21 protein-coding genes are annotated in these 23,685 nt (G+C 69.9%); 11 read left to right on the top strand and 10 right to left on the bottom strand.

Annotated features, from left to right (window positions below):
• Nucleotides 1–2 precede the first annotated feature (2 nt).
• Nucleotides 3–1,541, bottom strand: coding sequence for an amino acid permease (locus tag ABD333_RS17065; protein WP_344542007.1), 1,539 nt, complete (start codon nucleotides 1,539–1,541; stop codon nucleotides 3–5).
• A 127-nt stretch (nucleotides 1,542–1,668) separates the two neighbouring features.
• On the opposite strand from ABD333_RS17065, the gene ABD333_RS17070 reads away from it, so the two are divergent.
• Nucleotides 1,669–2,472, top strand: a complete 804-nt coding sequence (locus ABD333_RS17070) for a FadR/GntR family transcriptional regulator (RefSeq protein ID WP_344542009.1) — start codon at nucleotides 1,669–1,671, stop codon at nucleotides 2,470–2,472.
• Nucleotides 2,473–2,569: 97 nt separating this feature from the next.
• Entirely contained in the window at nucleotides 2,570–3,883 is a 1,314-nt protein-coding gene (locus ABD333_RS17075) for a M50 family metallopeptidase (protein WP_344542011.1), read from the top strand.
• 38 nt (nucleotides 3,884–3,921) lie between these two features.
• On the opposite strand, the gene cds1 is transcribed toward ABD333_RS17075, so the two are convergent.
• Nucleotides 3,922–5,019 carry an L-cysteine desulfhydrase Cds1 gene (gene cds1, locus ABD333_RS17080; RefSeq protein WP_344542013.1) on the bottom strand — a complete coding sequence of 366 codons (1,098 nt, stop codon included), beginning with the start codon at nucleotides 5,017–5,019 and terminating at the stop codon, nucleotides 3,922–3,924.
• Nucleotides 5,020–5,117: 98 nt separating this feature from the next.
• Between cds1 and ABD333_RS17085 the strand changes: the two genes are divergently transcribed.
• Together ABD333_RS17085 and ABD333_RS17090 are read left to right on the top strand one after the other, a co-directional pair.
• On the top strand, nucleotides 5,118–5,969 hold the full coding sequence (locus ABD333_RS17085) for a hypothetical protein (protein WP_344542015.1): 852 nt from the start codon (nucleotides 5,118–5,120) through the stop codon (nucleotides 5,967–5,969).
• A 31-nt stretch (nucleotides 5,970–6,000) separates the two neighbouring features.
• Entirely contained in the window at nucleotides 6,001–6,810 is an 810-nt protein-coding gene (locus ABD333_RS17090; protein WP_344542017.1) for a sigma factor, read from the top strand.
• Here the strand turns inward: ABD333_RS17090 and ABD333_RS17095 are convergent.
• On the bottom strand, nucleotides 6,800–8,377 hold the full coding sequence (locus tag ABD333_RS17095) for an ATP-dependent DNA ligase (RefSeq protein WP_344542019.1): 1,578 nt from the start codon (nucleotides 8,375–8,377) through the stop codon (nucleotides 6,800–6,802). The two genes, ABD333_RS17090 and ABD333_RS17095, sit on opposite strands and share 11 nt — an antisense overlap.
• A gap of 114 nt (nucleotides 8,378–8,491) precedes the next feature.
• On the opposite strand from ABD333_RS17095, the gene ABD333_RS17100 reads away from it, so the two are divergent.
• Nucleotides 8,492–9,289, top strand: coding sequence for a hypothetical protein (locus ABD333_RS17100; protein ID WP_344542021.1), 798 nt, complete (start codon nucleotides 8,492–8,494; stop codon nucleotides 9,287–9,289).
• A 414-nt stretch (nucleotides 9,290–9,703) separates the two neighbouring features.
• Nucleotides 9,704–10,381 carry a 4'-phosphopantetheinyl transferase family protein gene (locus ABD333_RS17105; protein ID WP_344542023.1) on the top strand — a complete coding sequence of 226 codons (678 nt, stop codon included), beginning with the start codon at nucleotides 9,704–9,706 and terminating at the stop codon, nucleotides 10,379–10,381.
• On the opposite strand, the gene ABD333_RS17110 is transcribed toward ABD333_RS17105, so the two are convergent.
• The 3 genes from ABD333_RS17110 to ABD333_RS17120 are packed head-to-tail and all read right to left on the bottom strand — an operon-like array spanning nucleotide 10,356 to nucleotide 13,343.
• The gene (locus ABD333_RS17110) at nucleotides 10,356–11,324 is read right to left on the bottom strand and encodes an AurF N-oxygenase family protein (protein ID WP_344542025.1); all 969 of its coding nucleotides are present in this window, start codon (nucleotides 11,322–11,324) and stop codon (nucleotides 10,356–10,358) included. The genes ABD333_RS17105 and ABD333_RS17110 overlap by 26 nt on opposite strands.
• Nucleotides 11,325–11,333: 9 nt before the next feature.
• Entirely contained in the window at nucleotides 11,334–12,197 is an 864-nt protein-coding gene (locus ABD333_RS17115) for an SDR family NAD(P)-dependent oxidoreductase (RefSeq protein WP_344542027.1), read from the bottom strand.
• Nucleotides 12,198–12,236: 39 nt separating this feature from the next.
• A complete protein-coding gene (locus tag ABD333_RS17120; RefSeq protein ID WP_344542029.1) occupies nucleotides 12,237–13,343 on the bottom strand; it encodes a ferritin-like domain-containing protein in 1,107 nt (368 codons plus the stop codon).
• Between the two features lie 155 nt (nucleotides 13,344–13,498).
• Here ABD333_RS17120 and ABD333_RS17125 point away from each other — a divergent pair, with 155 nt between their 5' ends.
• Nucleotides 13,499–14,152 (top strand): TetR/AcrR family transcriptional regulator, encoded by a 654-nt coding sequence (locus tag ABD333_RS17125; protein WP_344542030.1) that lies wholly within the window; start codon nucleotides 13,499–13,501, stop codon nucleotides 14,150–14,152.
• On the opposite strand, the gene ABD333_RS17130 is transcribed toward ABD333_RS17125, so the two are convergent.
• Nucleotides 14,133–14,741: a TetR/AcrR family transcriptional regulator gene (locus ABD333_RS17130; RefSeq protein WP_344542031.1), complete on the bottom strand. Its 609-nt coding sequence runs from the start codon at nucleotides 14,739–14,741 to the stop codon at nucleotides 14,133–14,135. The two genes, ABD333_RS17125 and ABD333_RS17130, sit on opposite strands and share 20 nt — an antisense overlap.
• Before the next feature lie 89 nt (nucleotides 14,742–14,830).
• Between ABD333_RS17130 and ABD333_RS17135 the strand changes: the two genes are divergently transcribed.
• The gene (locus ABD333_RS17135; protein ID WP_344542032.1) at nucleotides 14,831–16,291 is read left to right on the top strand and encodes a flavin-containing monooxygenase; all 1,461 of its coding nucleotides are present in this window, start codon (nucleotides 14,831–14,833) and stop codon (nucleotides 16,289–16,291) included.
• 43 nt (nucleotides 16,292–16,334) lie between these two features.
• Here the strand turns inward: ABD333_RS17135 and ABD333_RS17140 are convergent, their stop codons facing one another.
• The 3 genes from ABD333_RS17140 to ABD333_RS17150 all read right to left on the bottom strand — a co-directional run bounded on the left by ABD333_RS17140 (nucleotide 16,335) and on the right by ABD333_RS17150 (nucleotide 20,562).
• Entirely contained in the window at nucleotides 16,335–17,567 is a 1,233-nt protein-coding gene (locus ABD333_RS17140) for a hypothetical protein (protein WP_344542033.1), read from the bottom strand.
• A gap of 158 nt (nucleotides 17,568–17,725) precedes the next feature.
• A complete protein-coding gene (locus tag ABD333_RS17145) occupies nucleotides 17,726–18,976 on the bottom strand; it encodes a PucR-like N-terminal domain-containing protein (RefSeq protein ID WP_344542034.1) in 1,251 nt (416 codons plus the stop codon).
• A 344-nt stretch (nucleotides 18,977–19,320) separates the two neighbouring features.
• A complete protein-coding gene (locus ABD333_RS17150) occupies nucleotides 19,321–20,562 on the bottom strand; it encodes a PucR family transcriptional regulator (protein WP_344542035.1) in 1,242 nt (413 codons plus the stop codon).
• Nucleotides 20,563–21,078: 516 nt separating this feature from the next.
• Between ABD333_RS17150 and ABD333_RS17155 the strand changes: the two genes are divergently transcribed.
• The 3 genes from ABD333_RS17155 to ABD333_RS17165 are packed head-to-tail and all read left to right on the top strand — an operon-like array spanning nucleotide 21,079 to nucleotide 23,684.
• Nucleotides 21,079–22,062, top strand: coding sequence for an ABC transporter ATP-binding protein (locus ABD333_RS17155; RefSeq protein WP_344542036.1), 984 nt, complete (start codon nucleotides 21,079–21,081; stop codon nucleotides 22,060–22,062).
• Complete coding sequence (locus ABD333_RS17160; RefSeq protein ID WP_425546917.1) at nucleotides 22,059–22,847, top strand: MlaE family ABC transporter permease; 789 nt, start codon at nucleotides 22,059–22,061, stop codon at nucleotides 22,845–22,847. Before ABD333_RS17155 ends, ABD333_RS17160 begins: the two co-directional genes overlap by 4 nt.
• A 3-nt stretch (nucleotides 22,848–22,850) precedes the next feature.
• On the top strand, nucleotides 22,851–23,684 hold the full coding sequence (locus ABD333_RS17165) for an MlaE family ABC transporter permease (protein ID WP_344542037.1): 834 nt from the start codon (nucleotides 22,851–22,853) through the stop codon (nucleotides 23,682–23,684).
• Nucleotide 23,685 lies beyond the last annotated feature (1 nt).

Here is a 23,685-nt window from a genome sequence, read left to right on the forward strand (position 1 = left end):
GACTAGCCGACGGATTTCAGGTCTTCCTCGATCGCGGCCAACTCGGCCGCGCTGCCCTGCACCTTCGGGCCCGTGAACCAGCGGCGTGCCGAAACCAGCCACCACAGGCCCGCGCCGCCCAGCACCACGAGCACGGCGACCGGCGAGTAGTTGAAGGTGTCCCTGGTGACCGGATTGGCGGGCGGCAGCATGAAGAGCACCGCGATGAACACCACCCAGGCCACCGCGACGATCCCGACCGGCCGCCCCCACCTGCCGAGGTGCCAGGGGCCGCGCTGGAACCGGTCGCCCTGCCGCAGCCGCAGGAACGTGGGGATGACGTACGCGATGTACAGGCCGACCACCGCGACGGACGTGACGGCCAGATAGGCGGTCTTGTTCCAGATCGCGGGCAGGGCCAGCACCCAGGCGCCGCCCGCCGCCAGCCAGATCGCGTTGGTGGGGGTACGGGTGCGCTTGTTGATGGCGTGCCACAGCCCCGAGAACGGCAGCGCGCCGTCCCGCGAGAACGCGTAGATCATCCGGGAGTTGGCGGTGACCGAGGCCATGCCGCAGAAGAACTGGGCCACGAACGAGATGAGGATCAGCAGCTTGCCGGTGGTCTCCCCGGCCGCCGCGACGAAGATCTCCGCCGGGCCGCCGGCCACCGACCGGTCGTAGTCCTGGATCGCGAACGTCACGCCGAGCAGCAGGACCCAGCCGGCGATCACCGACACCAGCACCGAGTTGACGATGCCTCTGGGGCCGCTGCGCGCGGCGTCCCGGGTCTCCTCGGTCATGTGCGCGGACGCGTCGTACCCGGTCATCGTGTACTGGGCGAGCAGCAGGCCGATCAGCGCCGCGTACCAGCCGTACTGCCAGCCCGTTCCGTTGACGAACTCGGTGAACACGAACCCCGCCGACTGGTGTCTCGCGGGCTTGACCACCAGCACCCCGACGACGACCGCGACGCCGAGCACGTGCCACCACACGCTGACGTTGCCGAGCAGCGCCACCAGCTTCACGCCGAACTGGTTGAGCAGCGCGTGCGCCGCCAGGATCACGCTGAAGAGGACGAACGTGTGGCCGAGCGAGACCGAGTACCCGAACTGCAGGTCCAGCAGCGGGTTGAGGAACGCCGCCGAGCCGTAGACGATCGCCGCCGTCACCGCGACCTGGCCGATGAAGTTGAACCAGCCGGTGAACCACGACCACGCCGCGCTGTTGGACGGCGCCAGCTTGGCCGCCCAGTAGTAGAGCCCGCCCGCCGTGGGGTAGCTGGAGCACACCTCGGCCATGGCCAGCGCGACCAGGAGCGTCATGATCCCGACGAACAGCCAGCCCCAGGTGATCACCACCGGGCCGCCGCCGGACAGGCCGATCGTGTAGGAGGTCAGGCAGCCGCTCAGCACCGAGATGATGGTGAACGAGACCGCGAAGTTGGAGAAGCCGGACATCGATCGGCTGAGCTCCTGGGCGTATCCGAGCTCGTGCAGCCGCTTTTCGTCTTCGGAGAGGGGACCGGGCGAGGGCGAGGACGCCTTGTGCTCGTCGATGCTCACGAGCGCCTCCTAAACGGGCTAATGTCAGACCATTAGTGGTGACGGGCACGGCCGCGTCAAGGTCCGGGGCGACGCGAAACTGACCTGTAACGTGGCCTGCGACGTGCGGGGGCGGCGGAGGGCGGCGATGCTGAGCGACACCGAGGAGTCCTCGCGCGCGTCCGGCACCGAGCCCGCCGCCGAGCCCACGGCCGAGCCCGGGGACGAGCCGGGCGCCGACGCGGCGATCAGCGCGGTCTTCCGTCCCGTCCGGGCCGGGAACGCGTTCGAGGAGACCGTCGAGCGGCTGCTCCAGGTCATCAAGCTGGGCGTGGTCGGCCACGGCGAGCGGCTGCCCCCCGAGCGCGAGCTCGCGCCGCGGCTGGGCGTGAGCCGGGTGACGCTGCGGGAGGCGATCCGGGCCCTCCAGCAGGAGGGGTACGTGGAGTCCCGGCGCGGCCGCGCGGGCGGCACGTTCGTGATCTACCGGCCGCCCCGGCCCCGCCGCGGTGATCTCGCCCGGGTCGCGGCCGGGCGCGGTGCGCAGCTCACCGACGCGCTCACCTACCGGATGGCGGTCGAGACCGGAGCCGCCCAGCACCTGGCCGCCACGGGCCTGGCGCCCGCCCAGCGGGCCCGCCTGCGCGCCGCCCTGGCGGCCGTCGACACGGCGAACGCGGCGGACTACCGGCGGCTGGACACGATCTTCCACCTCACGATCGCCGAGCTCACCGGCTCGGAGCTGCTCTCGGCCGCCTGCACCGACGCGCGGATGCGGGTGACCGACCTGCTCAACGCCATCCCGGTCCTGCGCCGCAACATCGAGCACGCCGCCGTCCAGCACGCCGCGATCGTCGACGCCATCCTGGCCCGCGACCCCGAGGCCGCCCGCCGGGCCGTCGCCGAGCACCTGGAGGGCACCGCCGCCCTGCTGCGCGGCTTCCTCGCCTAGTGAACTCGTACGCGGTCGCGGGCTCCGGCCATGACGTACGCTGAACGGGTCGCTGGAGATCACGAGTCGGCCGGACTCACGAGGAGGACTCGCACGCATGGAGTGGCTGCTCTGGGTGGCAGGTGTGCTCGGGTTCTTCCTGTGCCTCATGGGGTCCATCGCGCTGCACGAGCTCGGGCACTTCTCGTTCGCCAAGAAGTTCGGCGTGCGGACGACCCAGTTCATGGTCGGCTTCGGGCCGACGATGTGGTCCAGGACCAAGGGCGAGACCGAATACGGGATCAAGTGGATCCCGCTGGGCGGCTACATCCGCATGATCGGGATGCTGCCGCCGCGCAAGGGCGACGCCCCCGGCCAGGTACGCCAGGTCAGCACCGGGCCGTGGCAGGGGCTGATCGAGTCCGCCCGCGGCGCCGCGCTGGAGGAGGTCCGCCCCGGCGACGAGAACCGGGTCTTCTACGCCAAGAAGTGGTGGCAGAAGCTCACGATCATGTTCGCGGGCCCGGCGATGAACCTGGTGCTCGCGGTGCTCTTCTTCGCGATCCTGCTCATGGGCATCGGCCAGGAGAACCGGGTCGCCCGGCCGGTCGTCAGCACGGTCAGCGCGTGCGTCGTCCCGGCCGCCCAGGCGACCGCGAAGTGCCCGGCGGGCGCCACGCCCACCCCGGCCGCCAAGGTCGGCCTCAAGCCCGGTGATCACTTCGTCTCGTTCGCCGGTCAGCGGATCGAGTCGTACACCCAGTTGCAGACGCTGATCCGCGACTCGGCGGGCAAGACGGTGCCGCTGGTCGTCGACCGCGGCGGGCGGCAGGTGAACCTGCAGGTCCCGATCATCGAGAACCGCATGCCCGACCTCAAGGACGAGTCCAAGACCGTCACGGTCGGGTTCCTCGGCATCACGCCGTTCCAGGAGTACACCTACGAGCGGCAGGGGCCGGTCGCGGTGGCCGAGCAGTTCGGGTCGATGACCGCGCACACGGCCGGCGCGCTGGTGCGCATGCCGCAGAAGATGGTGGGCGTCTGGCAGGCCGCGTTCGGCGACCAGAAGCGCGACCCCAACGGACCGGTCGGCGTGGTCGGCGTCAGCCGCATGGGCGGCGAGGTCGCCGCCTCGGACTGGCCGGCCAAGCGCAAGATCGCGATCTTCATCGGGCTGCTCGGCTCGATCAACCTCGCGGTGGGTCTGTTCAACCTCGTGCCGCTGCTGCCGCTGGACGGCGGCCACATGGCCGGGGCGCTGCTGGAGGCGGTGAAGAAGCTCTTCGCCCGGCTCGCCGGCCGTCCCGACCCCGGCTACGTCGACGTCGCCAAGGCGCTGCCGCTGACGTACGTGATGGCCGTCATCATGATCGTCATGGGCGGGCTGCTGATCTACGCCGATCTGGTCAACCCCATCAAGATCACCGGCTAGACCCTGCCTCAAAGCACGGCGTCTCAGAGCACGGGGTCTCAAAGCTCCACGGGCATCTCGCCGGTCTTGTGGAAGGCCCGCAGGCTCTCCAGGTAGGGCCGGGCGACCAGGCCCTTCTCTGCCAGCCAGGCATCTGAGCCGTAGGTGTGGGCATAGCGCTCGCCGCCGTCGCAGATCAGCGTGACCACGCTGCCGCGTTCGCCGCGCGCCAGCATCTCGGCGATGATCCCTGCCACACCCCACATGTTGGTGCCGGTCGAGCCGCCCACGCTGCGCCCGGTGACCTCGCTGGTCCAGCGCATCGCCGCGACGGACGCCGCGTCGGGCACCTGGATCATCCGGTCGATCACGGTCGGCAGGAACGACGGCTCGACCCGCGGCCGCCCGATGCCCTCGATGCGCGACCCCGCGGCCGTACGGGACGGGTCGTTGTCGGCGAAGCCGCCGTAGAACGCCGAGCCCTCCGGGTCCACCACGGCGACGCGGGTCTGGAACCGCCGGTACCGCGCGTACCGGCCGATCGTGGCCGAGGTGCCGCCGGTGCCCGCGCCCACCACGATCCAGGACGGCTCGGGGAAGCGTTCCAGCGCGAGCTGCTCGAAGATCGACTCGGCGATGTTGTTGTTGCCGCGCCAGTCGGTCGCGCGCTCGGCGTAGGTGAACTGGTCCATGAAGTGCCCGCCGCACTCGCGCGCCAGCCGCCGCGACTCGTCGTAGATCGATGACGGATCGTCGACCAGATGGCAGCGGCCGCCGTAGAACTCGATCAGCTGGATCTTCTCCGGGCTGGTCGTCACCGGCATCACCGCGATGAACGGCAGCCCGACCAGCCGGGCGAAGTAGGCCTCGCTGACCGCGGTGGACCCGCTGGACGCCTCGATGATCGTCGTTCCGGCGCGGATCCAGCCGTTCGCCAGCCCGTACAGGAACAATGACCGCGCAAGCCGGTGCTTCAGCGAGCCGGTCGGGTGCACGGACTCGTCCTTGAGGTAGAGGTCGATGCCCCATTCGGGCGGCAGCGGGAACACGTGCAGGTGGGTGTCGGCGCTACGGTTGGCGTCCGCCTCCACCTTGCGGATGGCCTCGGAGATCCACGCGCGACCCGCCGGGTCCCAGCGGTCCACGATGCGGGTCATGTCCGCCTCCTTCTGGTCGTTCCCCGGTTACGCCTGATCAGCACCCTTTTCACGATATCCCCGCATGTCACAGGGCATGATGGGAGGACGGGGGTCTCATGGTCGAGTTGTTCACGCACCGGATCGTGGAGACGGGCAGGTTGCCGCTCTTCTCGTTCTTCGCCGCGTTCATCGTGATGTTCGTTCTGACCAGGGTGAACGTGCGGCTGATCCGGTCCGACGTGCGCTGGTGGTTCAAGAACGTCAAGGCCGGTGATCTCCATATCCACCATGTGGTCTTCGGCGTGGTGCTGATGCTCGTCGGCGGGGTCGCCAGCCTGGCCGTCCCCGACACCTACAGTGGTTTCCACGTCGTCGTCGCGATCGTGTTCGGCATGGGCTCCGCGCTGGTGCTGGACGAGTTCGCGCTGATCCTGCACCTCAGCGACGTCTACTGGACCGAGAAGGGCCGGGCGTCGGTCGACGCCGTCTTCGTCGCGATCGCGGTGACCGGGCTGCTCCTGCTCGGCATCCGGCCGCTCGGCTTCGAGGGCATCAGGCCCGATCCCGGGGGCGAGGAGAACCACACCGTCCTCGTCGCCATCTACCTCCTGTCGCTGATCGCCAACCTCGCCCTCGCCGTGGTCACGCTGCTCAAAGGCAAGATCTGGACCGGACTGCTCGGGCTCTTCGTCCCGCTCATCCTCATCATCGGGGCGGTCCGCCTCGCCCGCCCCGGCTCGCCCTGGGCCCGCTGGCGGTACGTACCGGGCTCGCGCAAGGCACGCCGCGCCCAGTGGCACGAGGAACGGTTCCGGCGTCCGCTCATCAAGGGGAAGATCTGGGTCCAGGAGTTCATCGCGGGACGCCACGACCTCGACCTGCGGCACCGCCGCAAGGCCGTGCCGGAGGTGCGCGGCGTCCGGTCACAAACACCTGATCAGGTCCGTCAGACCCATGACGGGACCTGACCGGGGAGTGACCGATGAACGACCTCGCCCGATGAACGACCTCGACTGCCTGGCCGAACGTTTCGAAGCCGACCGGGTGCGCCTGCGGGCCGTGGCCTACCGCATGCTCGGTTCGCTCACCGAGGCCGACGACGCGGTGCAGGAGGCGTGGCTGCGGCTCAGCCGCTCCGACGCGCGCCGGATCGGCAACCTGGGCGGCTGGCTGACCACCGTCGTCGCCCGCGTGTGCCTGGACATGCTGCGTTCGCGCACCGCGCGGCGGGAGGAGTTCCTGGCCGAGAGCCTGCCCGACCCGATCGTGAGCGCGGAGGAGGGCGTCGACCCCGAGCAGGAGGCGGTGCTCGCCGACTCGGTGGGCCTCGCCCTGCTGGTGGTGCTGGAGACGCGCACCCCGGCCGCCGCGCGCCAGCTCGCCAGCCGCGCCCGCCGCCGTGTCCAGGGCACGGCCCCGGCTCCCGATCCCGACCTGGCCCGCCAGCGCGAGGTCGTCGACGCGTTCCTCGCCGCCGCCCGGGACGGCGACTTCGACGCGCTGGTCGCCGTCCTCGATCCGGACGTCGTGCTGCGTTCGGACACGGGCAAGGGCAGACCCCTGGCCGTCGTGCGCGGCGCGGCGGCCGTGGCCCGGGGCGCCCTCACCTTCGGACGGGTCGCCCGGGCCGCCACGCCCGCCCTGGTGAACGGGGCCGCGGGCGTCGTCTCCACCGTGGGCGGCCGGCCGTACTCGGTCCTGGCCTTCACCGTCGCGGACGGGAGGATCGTCGAGATCGACGTGCTCGCCGACCCCGGCCGCGTCGCCCGGCTGGTGCTGTGGCCGCCGGACGCGCGGATCAGTCGATGACCGGCGCGATGGCCCGCACCGTGTCGATGGTGTCGGCCTCGGCGGCGGACTTGTCGGGCCGGTAGCGCAGCACGCGGGCGAAGCGCAGGGCGATGCCGCCGGGGTAGCGGGGGCTGCGCTGGACGCCGTCGAAGGCGATCTCGACGACGAGCTCGGGCCGGACGTGGACGGTCCAGGCGTCCTCGCGGACGGCCAGCTCCCGCAGCTTCTCGGTCTGCCAGGCCAGCAGCTTGTCGGTGAGGCCCTTGAACGTCTTGCCGAGCATGACGAAGCCGCCGGTCTCGGGATCGCGGGCGCCCAGATGGAGGTTGGACAGCAGGCCCTGGCGGCGGCCGTGGCCCCACTCGACGGCCAGCACGACCAGGTCGAGGGTGTGCCGGGGCTTGACCTTGATCCAGCCCGCGCCGCGGCGGCCGGCGGTGTAGGGGGTGTCGAGCGACTTGACCACGACGCCCTCGTGGCCGAGCGCCACGGACTCGGCGAAGAACTCGGCGGCCTCGCCGGGCGACGCCGTGACGATCCGGGGCATGCGGAGGCCCTCGGGGGCGATGCGGGCCAGCGCCGCGTGGCGGTCGGCGGACGGGGCGTCGAGGAGGTCGTCGCCGTCGAGGTGGAGGACGTCGAACAGGAGGACCGAGAGCGGCACCGAGCCGGCGCCGTGCGTGCGGGTCGCGGTGCGCGCCGAGGTGATCTGGAACGGGTGGGGGCGGCCGTCCGGCCGGAGCGCGATCAGCTCGCCGTCGAGGACGGCGGTCTCGATCGGCAGCGCGCGCATGGCCTCGACCACCTCGGGGAGGCGGTCGGTGATCTCGTCGAGCGTGCGGGTGAACACGCGGACGCCTGAGGGGGCGACGTGGATCTGGGCGCGGATGCCGTCCATCTTCCACTCGACCGCGACAGCGACCGCGTCTTTGCCCGCACCCTCGCTTTTGCCCTCGCCCTTGCCCTTGCGCCCGCCCTGGAGCTTGTCGAAGGCCTCCGTCATGTCCGGCGCGGACGCGGCGAGCATCGGCTTGATGGGGCGGCCCACCTCCAGGCCGAGCGTGCGGAGGGCGTCGACCCCGCCCGCCAGCGCGGCGGTGGCGACGGGACCCAGGGCGCCCCGCAACATCACCGCGCGCCGTACCTCGGTGGCCGGGAGCTCCGCCGCGGCCGCGATCGCCTCGGCCATCACGCCGTCGAGGGCACCCTGGCGCAGCTCGCCGGCGAGGAGACGGATCAGGAAGTCCTGCTCGGGGTGGGTGGCGCGGGCGAGGAGGGCCGCCAGCAGCTCGCGGCGGCGGGCGACCGAGCCCTTGCCGGCGACGGCGCCGATCTCGGTGAACGCGGCGTCGACCTCGGCGACGGTCAACGACGGGACGGCAGCGGGCCCGGGCACGTCGCGCAGCGAGGCGTAGCCCACGCCGATCTGGCGCTGGGGCAGGTCACCGGACAGGTAGGCGACCACGACGGCGGCCTCGTCCGGACCGGCGGCACGCAGGCACCCGGCGAGCAGGCCGACCTTGGTCTTGCGCCCCGACGTGGCGGCCACCGCGTCGGACGTACGGGCGATCTCCGCGAGCAGCACGCGTCCCATTGTGTCCGGAGGGTCTGACACGCTCCTTCACCGGGGCCGCTGGCCACGGGCAGGGTCACCCGATTACCTTCGTGGAGAGGGCCGTCGGGGAGTGAGGAGCGGGGAGTGGGGCGTCCACGTCCGCCTGAGCCTTTCGAGCGCGTCTATTCGGCACCTGATCCGCCGGCACGGGTCCGCCGCCCGCGGATCGCCGCCGTGGTGACCGCGGCGGTGGTGGCCGCGATCGCCGCGGCCGTGGTCTTCGTCCTGGTGCCGGGCGGTGACGAACGCGACCGGGCTCGGCAGTCCCCGGCTCCCGCGCCCACGGGCGGAGGGGCGACGGAGACCTCCCGGCCGCCGTCGGCGTCACCGTCACCGCCCGCCGGGACGTCCGCGCCGTCGCCGGGCCCGCCCGCCGCGGGCGCACCGCCGATCACCGCTCTGCCCGACTCCTGCGCCACGGTCGACCGGGGCACGGTCCGCCGTCTCATTCCCGGGGCGCGCCGCCAGGAGCAGAGCCGCAACAGCACCCTCACCACCTGCACCTACGTCTCGGCCGGGGCGGACTCGCGCTGGCTGCGCGTGGAAGCGCATCTCTATTCTCCCGAAAGGTCGGAGTCGCCGGTCGACGACGCGAAGGGCTACTACGACGCCCAGTGGACGCAGGCGCGGAAGCCCTCGCTCGAACGGACCGTGAGCCTCAAACCGCATCGCGGGCTCGGTGACGAGGCGTTCCGCTGGTTCAAGGTGGACAAGGGGCAGCCGACGGTCGTCGGACAGGTCACCGTGCGCCTTCGCAATACGGTGATAGCCGTCAGTTACAGCGAATATGCCGAGAGTAAAAGTGAAGCGGATTCGCGTGAGCAAACATGTCTCGCCAAAGCCACGGACGTCGCGCGAGAAGTGCTGGCCGGTATCAGTTGAATCATTTCTGACCGTATTCGGCCGAACGCGGGATAAGCGCTGTCATTCGCTCCTAGGGTGTTTCGGTATAGGGGAGGGCGGTACCGGCCCGTCCCGTGGGAGGGTGGTGCTCGGTACGGTCGGCCCGTGGGGAGGAGGAGGTCGACGGCGTGTACGCGCAACCGGTAGGAGTGTCCTGGGTGTAGCGGTCCCCGGGACGGGTGGAGATCCGCAGAGGACGGGCCGTGGAGTGGACCACCACTCCGCGGCCCGCAGTGGTGTATTAGACGGACCAGAGGAAATGCCTCCACCGGGCCGCCGACGCGATCGCTTAATGTGACAAAGGGTGGTTGGGTGGGGTTCGCCGGGAAGGTCATTGATTTGGACGGAGAGAACGTGGAACCGGTTGCGGTTTGGTGGGCGTCCCTTGGGGATGTGCGTCCGGAGCACGCGGGCCTCCTCGACGCGGTCGAACGCGGGCGCCGGGAACGGTATCTGCGCGACGCCGACCGGGACCGGTTCACCCTCGGCGTCGCCATCACCAGGATCGCCGTCGGCAGGGCCCGCGGCCTATCGCCGGAGCGCGTCGCGATCGACCGGGCGTGTTCCGACTGCGGCAAGCCGCACGGCCGCCCGGTCATCGAGGGCGGCCCGCACGTCTCGGTCTCGCATTCCGGCGACCGGGTGGCGGTGGCCGTCTCGCCGTACGGCCCGCTGGGCGTGGACGTCGAGGAGGCCGGGCGCGCGACGGAGACCATCGCCGGGCACCTGCTGGCCCCCGCCGAGAAGGCCGACGCCGCGGCCGCGGGGATGAGCCACGGCGCGCTCCTCGCCTACTGGACCCGCAAGGAGGCCGCCCTCAAGGCGACCGGCGACGGCCTGCGGGAGGCCCTCACGCGCCTGCACATGTCGCCGCCCGCCGAAGCGCCCCGGCTGGTGGCGTGGGACGGCCGGCCCGACCTTCCCGGCCGGATGGCCATGTACACGCTCGATCCGGGCCCGGGCTACGGCGCCTGCCTGGCCCTGCTCGACCATCCGCTGGACGTGCCGCGGGTGGAGCGCCCCGCCTCGGAGCTGTTCGGCTCGCTCAACCCTCCAGCAGACCGGCCTTGACCCAGACGTCGCGGGCGGCGCCGTCGAGGTAGCCGACCTCTTCGAAGAACGCCGTGCACTTGCGGAACGACCATGCCATGGTGGCGCGGCGGTGCGGGCTGTGGCGGGCGACGCGGCGGGCCAGCGCCGGGTCGAGCCCGACCGCCCGGTAACACGACGGGTGGATCACCTGCCCGCTCATGAGGCGGAGCCCCTGTGCGAGGCCGTAGGCGGCGAGCCGCCGCCGCACCGCCGGAGCCTTGGCGACGATCCGTTTGAGCTCTTCGCGCGCGTACTTGATGTGCCGGGCCTCCTCGATCACGTGGATACGCGTGACCTGGCGGATCAGTGGCTGGATCTCCTCGTCCGGGAACGTCAGCCGCTGGAAGGCGTCGGTGAACTCCTCGACGGCCAGCACTCCGGCGAACATCGGCATCGGGTCGTAGACGGCGGTCACCGCCTTGCCGACGCTGAAGGGAACGCGGTGGACCCGGTGGGTCTTGAGCCCGCAGGTCCGTACCATCTGCCCGAACATCTTGGAGTGCCGGCATTCGTCGGCGACCTCGGTCAGCGCGTACGCGAAGTGTCCGCTGTCGTAACGGTTGCGGTAGGCGTGCTGGATGAGGCCTTGCATCAGCAGCAGCTCAGACCAGATCCCGAACGAGGCGATGCTGCACATTTCCTGCTTGCTCAGCTCCACCCGCTGCCGGTGCGTCAGTCCCTCCCACAGCGGCGTCTCGTAGAGCGACACCAGCTGTGGGGGCATGTAGAACCGATCGGGATCTTGCGGGGCGTCCCAGTCGACGTCCACGTCGGGGTCGAACGAGTGCTTCCGGGACGTTCTGAGGAGGCGTTCGGCGACCAGTTCGCGGTCGGTCAGCTCCAGCGTGTGGTTCCCGTCCTTGCAGCGGATCTGCGCGGTCCAGGAAGGGGGACGATCGGTGACGGCGGCGGAGGAAGGCACGGAAGCCTCCTAACGGAGCGGTGCGGGTATCCGGGCTAGCAGGCGCAGCGAGGCGGGGGAGACTCGGGAGATCGCGTGCAGCAGGTGGCTCTCGAAGTTGACGGGCACGAGCGGCTTGTTCTTGACGATCGCCTCCACGATCCGCTCGGCCACCTTCTCCGGCGGGTAGCGGCGCAGCTGGAGAGCGCGCTGGCCGCGTTCGCGCAGCCGCGCCTGCTCGCGCTCGCTCACGCCGACGTACGTGGCGTTGCGCGCGATGTTGGTGCTGGCGAAGCCGGGGCACACGGCGGTGACGCCGATGCGCGACGCGGCGAGCTCGGCCCGCAGGCACTCGCTCAGCATCACCACGGCGGCCTTGGTCGTGCAGTACGCGGGAAGCTCGCGGGACGGGGTGAACCCGGCGGCCGAGGCGATGTTGACGATGTGCCCGCCCTTGTTGGGCCTGTCGGGCTTGGTGGGCAGGCTGCCGACCCGTTCCACCATCTGCCGTCCGAACAGCCGTGAGCCGTGGATGACGCCCCAGAGGTTGACACCGACGATCCGCTCCCAGTCCTGCAAACCGGTGTCCAGGAACGGGCCCGCCACGGCGATCCCGGCGTTGTTCACCACGATGTCGGGCACCCGGTGGACGGACCGTACCTGCGCGGCGAACGACTCCATCGCGCCGGCGTCCGCGACGTCGACCTGGTAGGCGGCGCCGCTCGCGCCGAGTGCCTTGGCCAGGACGACCGTGCGTTCCGCCGACTCCAGGTCGATGTCGGCCGCGACGACCGTCGCGCCGCGTTCGGCCAGGGCGAGCGTGGTGGCACGGCCGAAGCCGCTGCCGGCCCCGGTCACGACGGCGAGGGCTCCGTCGAACTGGGCGATGGGCATGAGTACCTCCGGGGGGATGCGGATCTCAGCAAAAGGTACTCAGACCGACGCCTCCGCCGCGATCACGGCGTCCACCTCGGCCCTGCGCCCGGCCTCCTCGGCGGCGAACCGCTCGGCGTCGAGCTTCTCGGCGATCTCCTCGTCCTGCCCCATCAGGGCCTCCAGGTCGGCCTTGGACATGTCCAGCACGCCCATGTCGTCATAGGCCCGCTGGACGCGCTCGCTCCACAGCCCGATGTCCTTGACGCACGGCACGATGCGGCTGAACAGCAGGCTCTGGAACATCTTCATGTACGGGGAGTTCTCGACCAGGTGGTCGACCTCCTTCGGATCGATCCCGAAGTTGGTCCAGATCTCGCGGCCGCGGATGCGGTCGCGCATGAGGTGGCAGCCCTCGATGACGAAGTCCTCGCGCTCCTTGAGCTCGGCCGCCGACAGCTGCCTGTAGTAGTCGCGCAGCGCGAGGCGCCCGAACGCCACGTGCCGCGCCTCGTCCTGCATCACGTACGCGAGGATCTGCTTGGGCAGCGGCTGGGTGGTGATGTCGCGGATGACGCCGAACGCGGCCAGCGCGAGGCCCTCGATCAGCACCTGCATGCCGAGGTAGGGCATGTCCCAGCGGGAGTCGCCGAGCGTCTCGTTCAGCAGTTCCTGCAGCTTGGTGTTGATCGGGTAGACCATCCCGATCTTCTCCTGGAGGAAGCGCGAGAAGATCTCGACGTGCCGCGCCTCGTCCATCGCCTGGGTGGCCGAGTAGAACTTGGAGTCCAGGTCGGGCACCGACTCCACGATCCGCGCGGCGGTGATCATCGCGCCCTGCTCGCCGTGCACGAACTGGGAGAACTGCCATGAGACCGAGTGGCGCCGCAGCTCACCGATCTCCTGGGCGCTGAGCATGTCCCAGTACTTGGTGCCGTAGATGGCGAGCGACTGGTCGGGCACGCCGAGCGCGTTGTGCGGGTCGACCTCCAGGTCCCAGTCGATCCGCTTCTCCGAGTCCCACTGCTTGTCCTTGCCCTTCTGGTAGAGGGCGAGCAGCCGGTCGCGGCCGTCGTCGTACTCCCAGGTGAACCTGGTGTCACCGGCCATCGGGACGTGCCAGGTGGACTTGTCGACGGGCTCGGTGTAGAGGTCATGGGTCGACACGGGCACACCCTCCGCGTGAGGCGCTGACGTACGTTGTACGTCCTACGTACGTTGTACGTACCGTGTCACGCGATACTTACAGGCGTCAACGGTGGGAAAGGGACGGACGGATGGATGGCAGAGTGAGCTCCGTCACGCCCGGGGAGGTGACGCCAGTGACGACACGGCCGGTGCTGACGCGTGACCGCATCGTGCGCGCCGCGGTCGGGCTGATCGAGCGCGACGGCGCGGACGCGCTCTCCATGCGCGGGGTGGCGGCCGAGCTCGGCGTCGCGGTGATGTCCCTCTACAACCACGTGCCCAACAAGGCGGCCCTCTTCGAGGGCGTCGCGGAGTACGTGGTGGCGGGCATCGACCTGGCCGACGACCCGGACGAGCCGTTCACCGAACGGGCCCGCGCGCTCGTGCGGGCCTTCCGCAAGGTCGCGCACGACTACCCGCGCTGCATGACGATCGTGTTCACCCACAAGATCGACACCCCGGTCGGCCTGCGCCCCGCCGAGCGGGCGCTCGCCCTCGCCGACGCCGCGGGCTTCGACGGCGAGACCTCCGTGCGGATCATGCGCGCGCTGATGGCCTACGCGCTCGGCGCCCAGATGCGCGAGATCGGCCAGGCCAAGGCGCTCGACTACCGGCCCGGGGTCGCCGAGGCTCTCGCCGGCCTCGATCCGGAGGAGTTCCCGCACGTCATCGCGTTCGCTCCGGACCTGGCCCGGCACGACCCCGAGACCGACTTCGAGTTCGGCCTCGACATGCTCATCTACGCCCTGGACGCCCTGCGCGAGAGGCTCACGGGGCGTACGGGCTGAGTCCCTGCCAGCAGAACTCGCTCATGTGGCTCGCGGCGTCCTCGACGCTGATCCGGTCGGGGTGGCGGGTGCGCCACAGGGCCAGCCGCTCGCAGCCGCCGATGATGATCTCGGTGAAGCTCTCCAGCATCACCTCCGGCGCGTCGGGGGCGAACGACTTCAGCACGCCGGTGATGAGGGCGCTCTGCTGCTGCCGGGTCTCCTCGACGAGGCCGGCGCTCTCCGGCGGCACGGTCAGCGGCGCGGCGAGCAACATCGTGAACGAGCCGCTGTGGGAGTCGACGAACTCGAAGTAGGCGAGCATCCCGCGCCGCAGGATGTCCTGGGGCGTCGTCGCGCCCGCCATCGCCTTCTGCGTGGTCTCGTAGAGCTCGGCCTTCGACCGCGCCATGGCCGCGTGGAACAGCCCGTCCTTGGAGCCGAAGTACTCGTACAGCATCGGCTTGGAGACGCCGCAGCGGTCGGCGATCTCGTCCATGGAGGTGGCCCGGTAGCCGTGCTCGGCGAAGACCTGCTCGGCCACGTCGAGCATCTGCCGCTCCCGCTCGGCGCGCGACATCCTGCGGCGGCGCGGTGTGGCGGTGCTCACAACGAAATCCTATCTGTTGGACCTATCGTCAGTAACTCTACTCCGGGTAACTTACCGAAAGTAGGTTAAGGCGGAACGAAGGAAACGACATGAGCGAGCGGGCGGCGATCGTCATCATCGGCTCCGGGTTCGCCGGGCTTGGCATGGCGATCCAGCTGAAGAAGCACGGCTTCCACGACTTCGTGGTGCTGGAGAAGAGCGAGGCCCTCGGCGGCACCTGGCACGACAACACCTATCCGGGCTGTGCCTGCGATGTCCCGTCCCACATGTACTCGTTCTCGTTCGAGCTCAATCCCGGGTGGTCGCGGATGTTCGCGCCGCAGCCGGAGATCCGCTCGTACATGGAGAAGACCGCGGACAAGTACCGCGTCCGCGAGCACATCCGCTTCAACAGCGCCGTCGACGCGCTGGAGTACGACGACGACTCCAGGCGTTGGAACGTGACGCTCGCCGACGGCACCGTCTTCACGCCCAAGGCCGTCATCTCCGGGATCGGCGCCCTGCACATCCCGTCGTACCCCGACCTGCCCGGAATGGAGACGTTCAAGGGCAAGGCCTTCCACTCCGCCGACTGGGACCACTCCTACGACCTGCGGGGCAAGCGCGTCGCCGTCATCGGCACCGGCGCGTCCGCGATCCAGTTCGTGCCGCGGATCGCCAAGGAGGTGGACGAGCTCGTCCTCTTCCAGCGCACCCCGCCGTGGATCCAGCCCAAGCCGGACCGGAAGATCCCCGCTCCGATCCGCACGGCGTTCGAGAAGGTGCCGGGCGCGGCGCGCGCGTTCCGCAACGGCATCTACTGGACGCTGGAGGCCCGTGCGGTCGGGTTCACGATCGACCCGCGGCTGTCGGTGCCGATGGAGAAGCTGGCCCGCTGGCACATCAAGCGGCAGATCTCCGACCCTGCGCTCCGCGCCAAGGTCACCCCGGACTACACCATCGGCTGCAAGCGGGTGCTGCTGTCCAACGACTACTATCCGGCGCTGGCCCGGCCCAACGTGGAGGTCGAGACCAGCGGCGTCGCCGAGGTGCGCGAGCACTCGATCGTCACCCGGGACGGCCGGGAGTACGAGGTCGACGCGATCATCTACGGCACCGGCTTCAAGGTGACCGACGCGCTCAACGACCAGACCATCGTGGGCCGCAACGGGCTGAAGATCCAGGAGGCCTGGGCGAACGGCATCGAGGCCTACCGCGGCACGAGCTATCCGGGCTTCCCCAACTTCTTCACGCTGCTCGGCCCCAACACCGGTCTCGGGCACAACTCGGTCGTCTTCATGATCGAGGTGCAGATCCAGCACGTGCTCAGCTGCCTGAAGCTCCTCCAGGACTCCGGCGGCGACGCCATCGAGCCCAAGCCCGCCGCGCTGCGCTCGTTCAACGACCGCATGCACAAGCGGCTGCGCAAGGCGGTCTGGAGCGAGGGCGGCTGCCAGAGCTGGTACCTCGACGAGAGCGGCGTCAACCGCACGCTCTGGCCGGGGCACACCTTCGAGTTCTGGGCGGGCTCGCGCAAGGCCAAGCCCGAGGACTACGTCATCACCAAGTAAGGGATCGCCGTAGGGCCGCCCGCCCCTGACCTCGGGGGATCGGTCAGGGACGGGCGGTACGCGGCGCTCGCAGCGGAACCCACATCAACCGCACAGAGCGCACAGAACGGGCGGGCTGCGGGGGCAACGTGCGCAGCCGCGCGGCGGTGAGCTTCTTGTCCTTGGGCGGCTTCACCCCGTCCGGCAACCGCACACCGGCCGGAAGCCTCGTCCCGTACGGCAGGAAGAGAACGCGGTGGGCCCGCCGGGCGGGAGCGTTGTGCCCGCGGGTCAGCCGGAGCCTCGCCAGCAGCAACGCCACGGAGGTCACCAGAGCCGCGAGCCAGCCCGCCTGCAGCGCGGCCATTTCGGCCGGGGTGAGAAGGGGATCGAACCCTGCCCGCAGCGCGGTCATGGAGGCGAGGGGCTGGGCGTCCGCGGCGATCTGGGGTGACGCGATCGGCGGCAGCGCGACCTGGTCGGGAGCCAGCTTCGAGGGATTGAAGCCACCGGGCAGGAACGACCCGCCTGATCCGGGCGAGCCGGGGCCGGCGCCGGGTGGAGGCACCGTGATGTTGCCCGGGTCGGTGACCACGAACGTGGCGGTCGCCTGGCCACTGCTCGCCGGCTTCGCGGTCACCGTGGCCGTGATCGTCATGGCACCGTGCGGGGCGTTCGCGGGTATCTTCACCGTGGCCAGCCCCGAAGCGCCGCCTCCGCCCACCGTGCCGAGGCTCAGGGAACCCGGGCTGACCGAGGCGCCCCCGCCCGAGAACCGCACGGTCGTGCCGGTCGCCGTCGCCTTCGTCGCCGACACCTGCACCGTCGCAGTCAGCGTGCCACCGGGAGCCACCACCGGATGGCTCACCTTCAGCCCGGCCGACAGTTGCGGGCGTGCCGCCGGATCGGGTTTGCCCGGCGGGTCCTTCGGACCTCCGCTGCCCGGCGGGGGAATCGTCGGCGGGTCTGTGGGCGGCTTGGTCGGAGGCTTGGTCGGCGGGTCCGTGGGCGGTTTGGTCGGTGGGTTCGTCGGTGGATCAGTCGGCGGGTCCGTGGGCGGATCGGTCGGAGGGTCCGTCGGAGGGTCGGTGGGCGGGTCGGTGGGCGGGTCCGTCGGAGGATCGGTCGGTGGATCCGAGGGCGGGTCGCTCGGCGGGTTGCTCGGCGGATCCGTCACCTCCGTCCCCGAGGGGGAGGGCACGGGATCGGCGGCCACCGGGACCGCCGAACCCGCGACCAGTACGGCCGCCGCACCGAGGCCCGCCAGGGCCGTCCCGCGTGCCGATCGCAGGGGCACTTCCGTCCACCTCCGTCACGCCATGCCTATCCAATATAGGTGCCGTATTCGATAGGAACATGAAATGGGCGGAGCAATCAACCCTTTCAAGTGGAGTTCGTTTTCAATGCGAAAACAGGTGCCAGAGTGACACCCAAATTGTCATCGGGTGAGTGGGCTCATCTTCCGTCCCGGTACTCCGTGGATGCGATGTCGCGCCGGCCCCTAAGCCACATCGCGCGCAATACGATCTCGATGGCGAAGCGATCATCGGGGTCGGTGAGACGGCCGCCCAGCTCCTTTTCCAGCCGCTTGATGCGATGTCGCACCGTCTGCGGGTGCACGTGCAGCTCATCGGCCATTTCCGCGGCGGTGCCCCTGGTCGTGAGCCAGGTGTGCAGCGTCGCCAGAAGCCGTTCTCGCTGGCCGTGCTCGAAATCGTCCATCGTGGCCAGATGGCGGCGCGCCACCTGGTCGATCAACGCGCAGTCCGACAACAGCCACAGCGTGACCAGATGATCCTCGCAGGAGGTCACCGTACCGTCGTCCAGGACTCCGGCCGTGACCAGCGTGAGCGCCTGCCTGGCCCAGCGCAGCGAGTCGGCCGCGTAGCCCCGGGGCACCGACAGCCCGGCGGCGACCCGGCTGTCGGGGAACGCCGCGGCGAGCATCTTGCGCCGTTCCTCCGAGAGCGGCTGAGGCCCGTTCTCGCCGGGCATGCCGGGCACGAGAAGGCACGGCTCGTCCATGCTGAGATCGATGAGCACGTCGCAGTCCAGTGCGCCCCGCACGCATTCCGCGCCGGGCTCCAGGGCCACGAGCGTCAGCTCCTCCGGCACGTTCCAGTCGGTGAGCTCGGCGAGCTCGGTGATGGCGCGCTCGGAGACCGGCGTGGGGCGGCGCAGCAGGAGCTGGAGCAGGCGTCGTCGCTGGTCCTCCACCTCGGCGGGGCGCGCGTCCATGTAGCCGGCCAGGGAGAGCGAGGCCAGCTCGTTCATGTAGGCGAACAGGGCGTCGGCGAGGCGGGCGGTGACGGTCGAGGACAGGTCGTGCCGGGCGGCGAGCCGCATGACGCGGCGCCAGGCCACCTGGGCGCCGATCCGGTACGCGGCCTGCAGGCTGTCGAGCGAACGTCCCTCGTGCGCCTCGAACCGGCCCAGCCTGCGATAGGTGTCGTCATGGCGGTCGGTGGGCGGGTCCGCCTCCGAGACGCGTGCGACGAACTGGATCAGAGCCCGTTCGACCCCGATCTGCAGTGCCTGCCCGTACGGGCTCTGCATCGGGCGGTCGTACTCGGGGAGCGCCCGGGGGATCTCTTGGATGATCTCCTGCGCCAGGCTCGGCAGCTCCGGCCGCAGGATCGTGGCGAGTCGTCGCGGGAGCGGCGACGGCAGCTGGTCCAGCCCCCCCGGTTCTAGCGTTCGGGGCATCGGTGGCACCTCCAGGTAGAACACCGTCGGCACGGCTCTGCCCGGCCGGGCGGGGTCGCCCGGCCGTGCCTGGCCGCGTTGTCGGTACGGCATTGACCCGAGGAGGACGCGCCGAGCGGGGGACCCCTGCGCGTCCCCCGAGCGCTGGTTGTGATGTGGAGCACACTGACACTAAATCTGATAGCGCGGGGGTTTGTTAAAGCGAACGTAAAATCGTGGCTCGTGATCATGACGTGGCGGTGCGTAGTGGCGATCCGGTCCCAGTTGGTACTCACTTCTGGTATTCGCGCGGTGATAAGTCCGAACAACCACCCGGAGGTCGTTGTCGCGGGATTCCCGTCGCCTCACTCGGAGCGGGTGCCGGGGGTGCCGCGTCGGCCCAGGTGACGCCGCCGGTGCAGGCTCGCGGCGCGCAGCGTGACGTCGAGGGAGAAGCGGGTGTCGGGGTCGGCGAGGCTCTCGCCGAGGTAACTTTCGAGCTGCCTCAGCCGGTAGCGGACGGTCTGCGCGTGGACGTTCATCCGTTCGGCGAGCTCGACCGCGTTGCCGCGCGTGGTGACCCACTCGGCCAGCGTCTCGGTGAGCTTGCGGCGGTGGCCGTCGGACATGTCGTCGAACGGCGCGAGGTGCCGGCTGGCGAGTTCCTCGACGAGCGTGACGTCCGACAGCAGCCACATCGTCATGAGGTGCCGCTCGCACGGGATGAGGGAGCCGTCCCGGATGATGCCCTCTTCGGCGAGCTCCAGCACCCGTCGTGACCAGCGCAGGGAGTGCGTGGCCTTGTCCAGCGGCATGGTGAGCCCGAGCACCGAGCTGGCCTCGGACAACGCCGCCTCCAGCATGCCCCTGCGGTTGCGGTCCAGCGGCCCGGGCACGAGCAGGCACGGCTCGTGGGAGTCGAGGTCGATGAGCACGTCGGCGTCCAGCGCCGACAGCGTGCACGGCGCGTCCGGATGGATCGCCACCATCGTGACCTCGTCGGGCAGGGGCCACGAGGCGGTGCGCGCCAGGTCCTCGATGGCCTCGGGCACGACCGCCGGCTGTTGCAGGATCAGATGCAGCAGCTGCCGCCGGTGCTCCCGGCGGCGCAGGTCGGCGTGCTCCATCGCCTGCTGGTAACCGTGCCGGGTCTGGGTGATGGCCTCGTCCATATAGGTGAGCATCGACTCGACCATGGTCGTGACGATGACCGACGGGATGCGCTCGCGTTCGGCCACGGCGGCGGTGCGCCGCCACGCGATGTGGAAGGCGATGCGGTACGCGGCCTGCATGTGGTCGAGGCTGCGGCCCTCGACGGCTTCGAAGTGCCCGAGGGCGCGGCAGGTCTCGTCCCGTTCGGTCAGCGGGGCCGCCGGGTCGGCGATGCGCTCGATGTAGGCGGTGAGGATCTTTTCCGCGCCGAGGCGCAGTATCTGGTCGTACGCGGAGTTCTCGGGCCGGTCGTACTCCGGAATGGCCCGCCGGATCTCCACGACGACCTCGTTGATGACGTCCTGGATCTCGGCCCACATGAGCCGGGCGAACTGCGGGGGGACCTGCACGGGGTCGGGCTCCGCGGATCCCGAGAGCTCGAGCGCCTGGGTCATGGGAAACACACACCTCCGCGTCGGGGCCGCTGTCCGCTGCGCGCGTACGTCCGGTCGCCAGGCCCTCGACGGCGACCGGGCAGCTACGACGGTTGGGAGCGCGCCATGCGGGGGGAGAGCTCACACCCGAAACCGTGCACTGGAGCACGTGAAACATAGGTCGCCCTGGGAGTTCTGACAAGACTTCGGTGACACATTACCGCCAAGTACTATTCGGTCGATAACGCTAATGTACGGCCGTGCTTAGTTGGTGATAACGGATCTTGCCGTTGATCGCCGACGGGCAATTACTCGCCAGTACTAGCTCGCGACGATTTTGATTTGATCAAACGCTCAGCTAATGACAACGGCGTGGCTCGGACGGCCCCGGACCGCCGAGAATCATTTGATTTACTCTTGAGTTGTCACCGGAGATAGTCGTAACGTCTCGCCAACGGCCAGGTGAGCTTACGGCCCGCGGTCCTCGTCATTCCCGAGCGCGGCCTTGCAGGGGTGTTCTATGTCAGGTGGTGGTCCGTGGGAATTGAAGTCGTCGTCGAGGGATTGACGAAGTCGTTCGGCCGTCAGACCATTTGGCGCGATGTCTCGCTGACCCTGCCGGCGGGCGAGGTCACGGTGATGCTCGGGCCGTCGGGCACCGGCAAGACGGTGTTCCTCAAGTCGCTGATCGGCCTGCTCAAGCCCGAGCGCGGCCGGGTCATGATCGACGGCGTCGACATGGTCAACGACCCCGATCACAAGGTGTACCGCCAGCGGAAGCTCTTCGGGCTGATGTTCCAGGACGGCGCGCTCTTCGGGTCGATGAACCTCTTCGACAACATCGCCTTCCCGCTGCGCGAGCACACGCGCAAGAAGGAGCCGGAGATCCGCCGCATCGTGCTGGAGCGGATGGAGATGGTCGGCCTCGGCGGCGAGGAGAAGAAGCTTCCCGGCCAGATCTCCGGCGGCATGCGCAAACGGGCGGGCCTGGCCAGGGCGCTGGTCATGGACCCGCAGATCATTCTGTGCGACGAGCCCGACTCCGGCCTCGATCCCGTCCGTACCGCCTTTCTGTCGCAGCTGCTCATCGACGTCAACGCGCGGATCGACGCGACGATGCTGATCGTCACCCACAACATCGAGATCGCCTCGACCGTCCCGGACAACATCGGGATGTTGTTCCGCCGCGATCTGGTCGGATTCGGGCCGCGCGAGGTCCTGCTCACCAGCGAGGAACCCGTCATCGCCCAGTTCCTGCACGGCACCCGCCACGGCCCGATCGGCATGAGCGAGGAGAAGGACGCCGCCACGCTCGCCGCGGAGGCCGCCGCCGGGCACCCGGCCCGCCGCAAGGTCGAGATCGTCCCGCAGCTGCAGCCGTCGTCCGGGCTGCCGGTGCGGCAGGGCGCGATCCGGCACGCCGCGCGAGTGGACTCCATGCTTCCCCGGCTTCCGTACGCGGCGCAGCAGGCCATCTTCGACAACCGCCGGCACCACGCGGGCGCGGGAGGACAGTTGTGACGAGTCCACAGACGGCGGCCCCGGGCGCCGGCGCGCTCCGGCAGGTCGGGCGGCTGTTCGCGCTGGCCGGCACCGTCATCGCGATGACGTTCCGGCGGCCCTTCCAGGTCCGCGAGCTCATCCAGCAGTTCTGGTTCATCGCCTCGGTCGCGATCCTGCCGACGGCCCTGGTCTCCATCCCGTTCGGCGCGGTCATCTCGCTCCAGGTCGGCTCGCTGGCCAAGCAGCTGGGCGCCCAGTCGCTGACCGGCGGCGCCAGCGTGCTGGCGGTCGTCCAGCAGGCGAGCCCGCTGATCGTGGCCCTCCTCATCTCGGGCGCGGCGGGCTCGGCGATCTGTGCCGACCTGGGCTCCCGGACCATCCGCGAGGAGATGGACGCCATGGAGGTCATGGGCGTCTCACCGATCCAGCGGCTGGTCGTGCCCCGGGTGCTGGCGTGCATGGCCGTCGCCGTGCTGCTGAACGGGCTGGTCTCGGTGGTGGGCGTGGCCGGTGGCTACTTCTTCAACGTGATGATGCAGGGCGGCACGCCGGGCGCCTACCTGGCCTCGTTCTCGGCCCTCGCGCAGCTTCCCGACCTGTACGTGGGCGAGATCAAGGCGCTCATCTTCGGCTTCATCGCCGGGGTGGTCGCCTCCTACCGCGGCCTGAACCCCAATCCGGGACCGAAGGGCGTCGGCGACTCGGTCAACCAGTCCGTCGTCATCACCTTCCTCCTGCTGTTCTTCGTCAACCTCGTCCTGACGGCGATCTACCTCCAGGTCGTCCCGCCGAAGGGAGCGTGACGGATGGCGACAGGGGCTCGGAGGATCCGGCTCGGGCGGTCGGTGTCATGGCTGGACCAGGCCGGAGACCAGCTCGGCTTCTACATCAAGGCCCTGCTTTGGCTGCCGCGGGCGATCCGCCGCTACTTCAAGGAGATCGGCCGGCTGCTGAGCGAGGTCGCCTTCGGCTCGGGCGCGCTCGCGGTCATCGGCGGCACGGTCGGCGTGATGTTCGGCCTGACCGTGTCCACGGGCGTGGTCGTCGGTCTCCAGGGCTACGCGGCACTCGACCAGATCGGATCCGCGGCGTTCACCGGGTTCGTCTCCGCGTACTTCAACACCCGCGAGATCGCGCCGCTGGTCTCCGGCCTGGCGCTGTCGGCCACCGTCGGCGCAGGCTTCACCGCCCAGCTCGGCGCGATGCGCATCAACGAGGAGATCGACGCCCTGGAGGGCATGGGCATCCCGTCCCTGCCGTACCTGGTGACCACCCGGATCGTGGCGGGCACCGTCGCGATCATTCCGCTCTACGGCATCGGGCTGCTGAGCTCCTATCTGGCGTCCAGACAGGTCACCCTCTGGGTGAACGGGCAGTCGGCAGGTACCTACGACCACTACTTCGCCATCTTCCTGTCGCCGGAGGACGTGGTGCTGTCGTTCGTCAAAGTGCTGATCTTCAGCGTCATGGTGATCCTGGCCCACTGCTACTACGGCTACCGCGCGGTCGGCGGCCCGGCCGGGGTCGGCGTGGCGGTCGGCCGCGCGGTCCGCACCGCGATCGTCCTGATCAGCGTGACGGACTTCTTCGTCAGCCTCGCCATCTGGGGCGCCACCACGACGGTGAAGGTGACCGGGTGAC

Source organism: Actinomadura fulvescens, assembly GCF_039533225.1.
GTDB classification, from domain to species: Bacteria; Actinomycetota; Actinomycetes; order Streptosporangiales; family Streptosporangiaceae; genus Spirillospora; species Spirillospora fulvescens.

Excerpts from the sequence above, each read along its gene's own strand:
- ABD333_RS17075 (WP_344542011.1), top strand. The coding sequence starts at position 2,570 with ATGGAGTGGCTGCTCTGGGTGGCAGGTGTGCTCGGGTTCTTCCTGTGC.
- ABD333_RS17145 (WP_344542034.1), bottom strand. The coding sequence starts at position 18,976 with ATGCCCCGAACGCTAGAACCGGGGGGGCTGGACCAGCTGCCGTCGCCG.
- ABD333_RS17070 (WP_344542009.1), top strand. The coding sequence starts at position 1,669 with ATGCTGAGCGACACCGAGGAGTCCTCGCGCGCGTCCGGCACCGAGCCC.
- cds1 (WP_344542013.1), bottom strand. The coding sequence starts at position 5,019 with ATGACCCGCATCGTGGACCGCTGGGACCCGGCGGGTCGCGCGTGGATC.
- ABD333_RS17150 (WP_344542035.1), bottom strand. The coding sequence starts at position 20,562 with ATGACCCAGGCGCTCGAGCTCTCGGGATCCGCGGAGCCCGACCCCGTG.
- ABD333_RS17115 (WP_344542027.1), bottom strand. The coding sequence starts at position 12,197 with ATGCCCATCGCCCAGTTCGACGGAGCCCTCGCCGTCGTGACCGGGGCC.
- ABD333_RS17085 (WP_344542015.1), top strand. The coding sequence starts at position 5,118 with ATGGTCGAGTTGTTCACGCACCGGATCGTGGAGACGGGCAGGTTGCCG.
- ABD333_RS17135 (WP_344542032.1), top strand. The coding sequence starts at position 14,831 with ATGAGCGAGCGGGCGGCGATCGTCATCATCGGCTCCGGGTTCGCCGGG.
- ABD333_RS17090 (WP_344542017.1), top strand. The coding sequence starts at position 6,001 with ATGAACGACCTCGACTGCCTGGCCGAACGTTTCGAAGCCGACCGGGTG.
- ABD333_RS17165 (WP_344542037.1), top strand. The coding sequence starts at position 22,851 with ATGGCGACAGGGGCTCGGAGGATCCGGCTCGGGCGGTCGGTGTCATGG.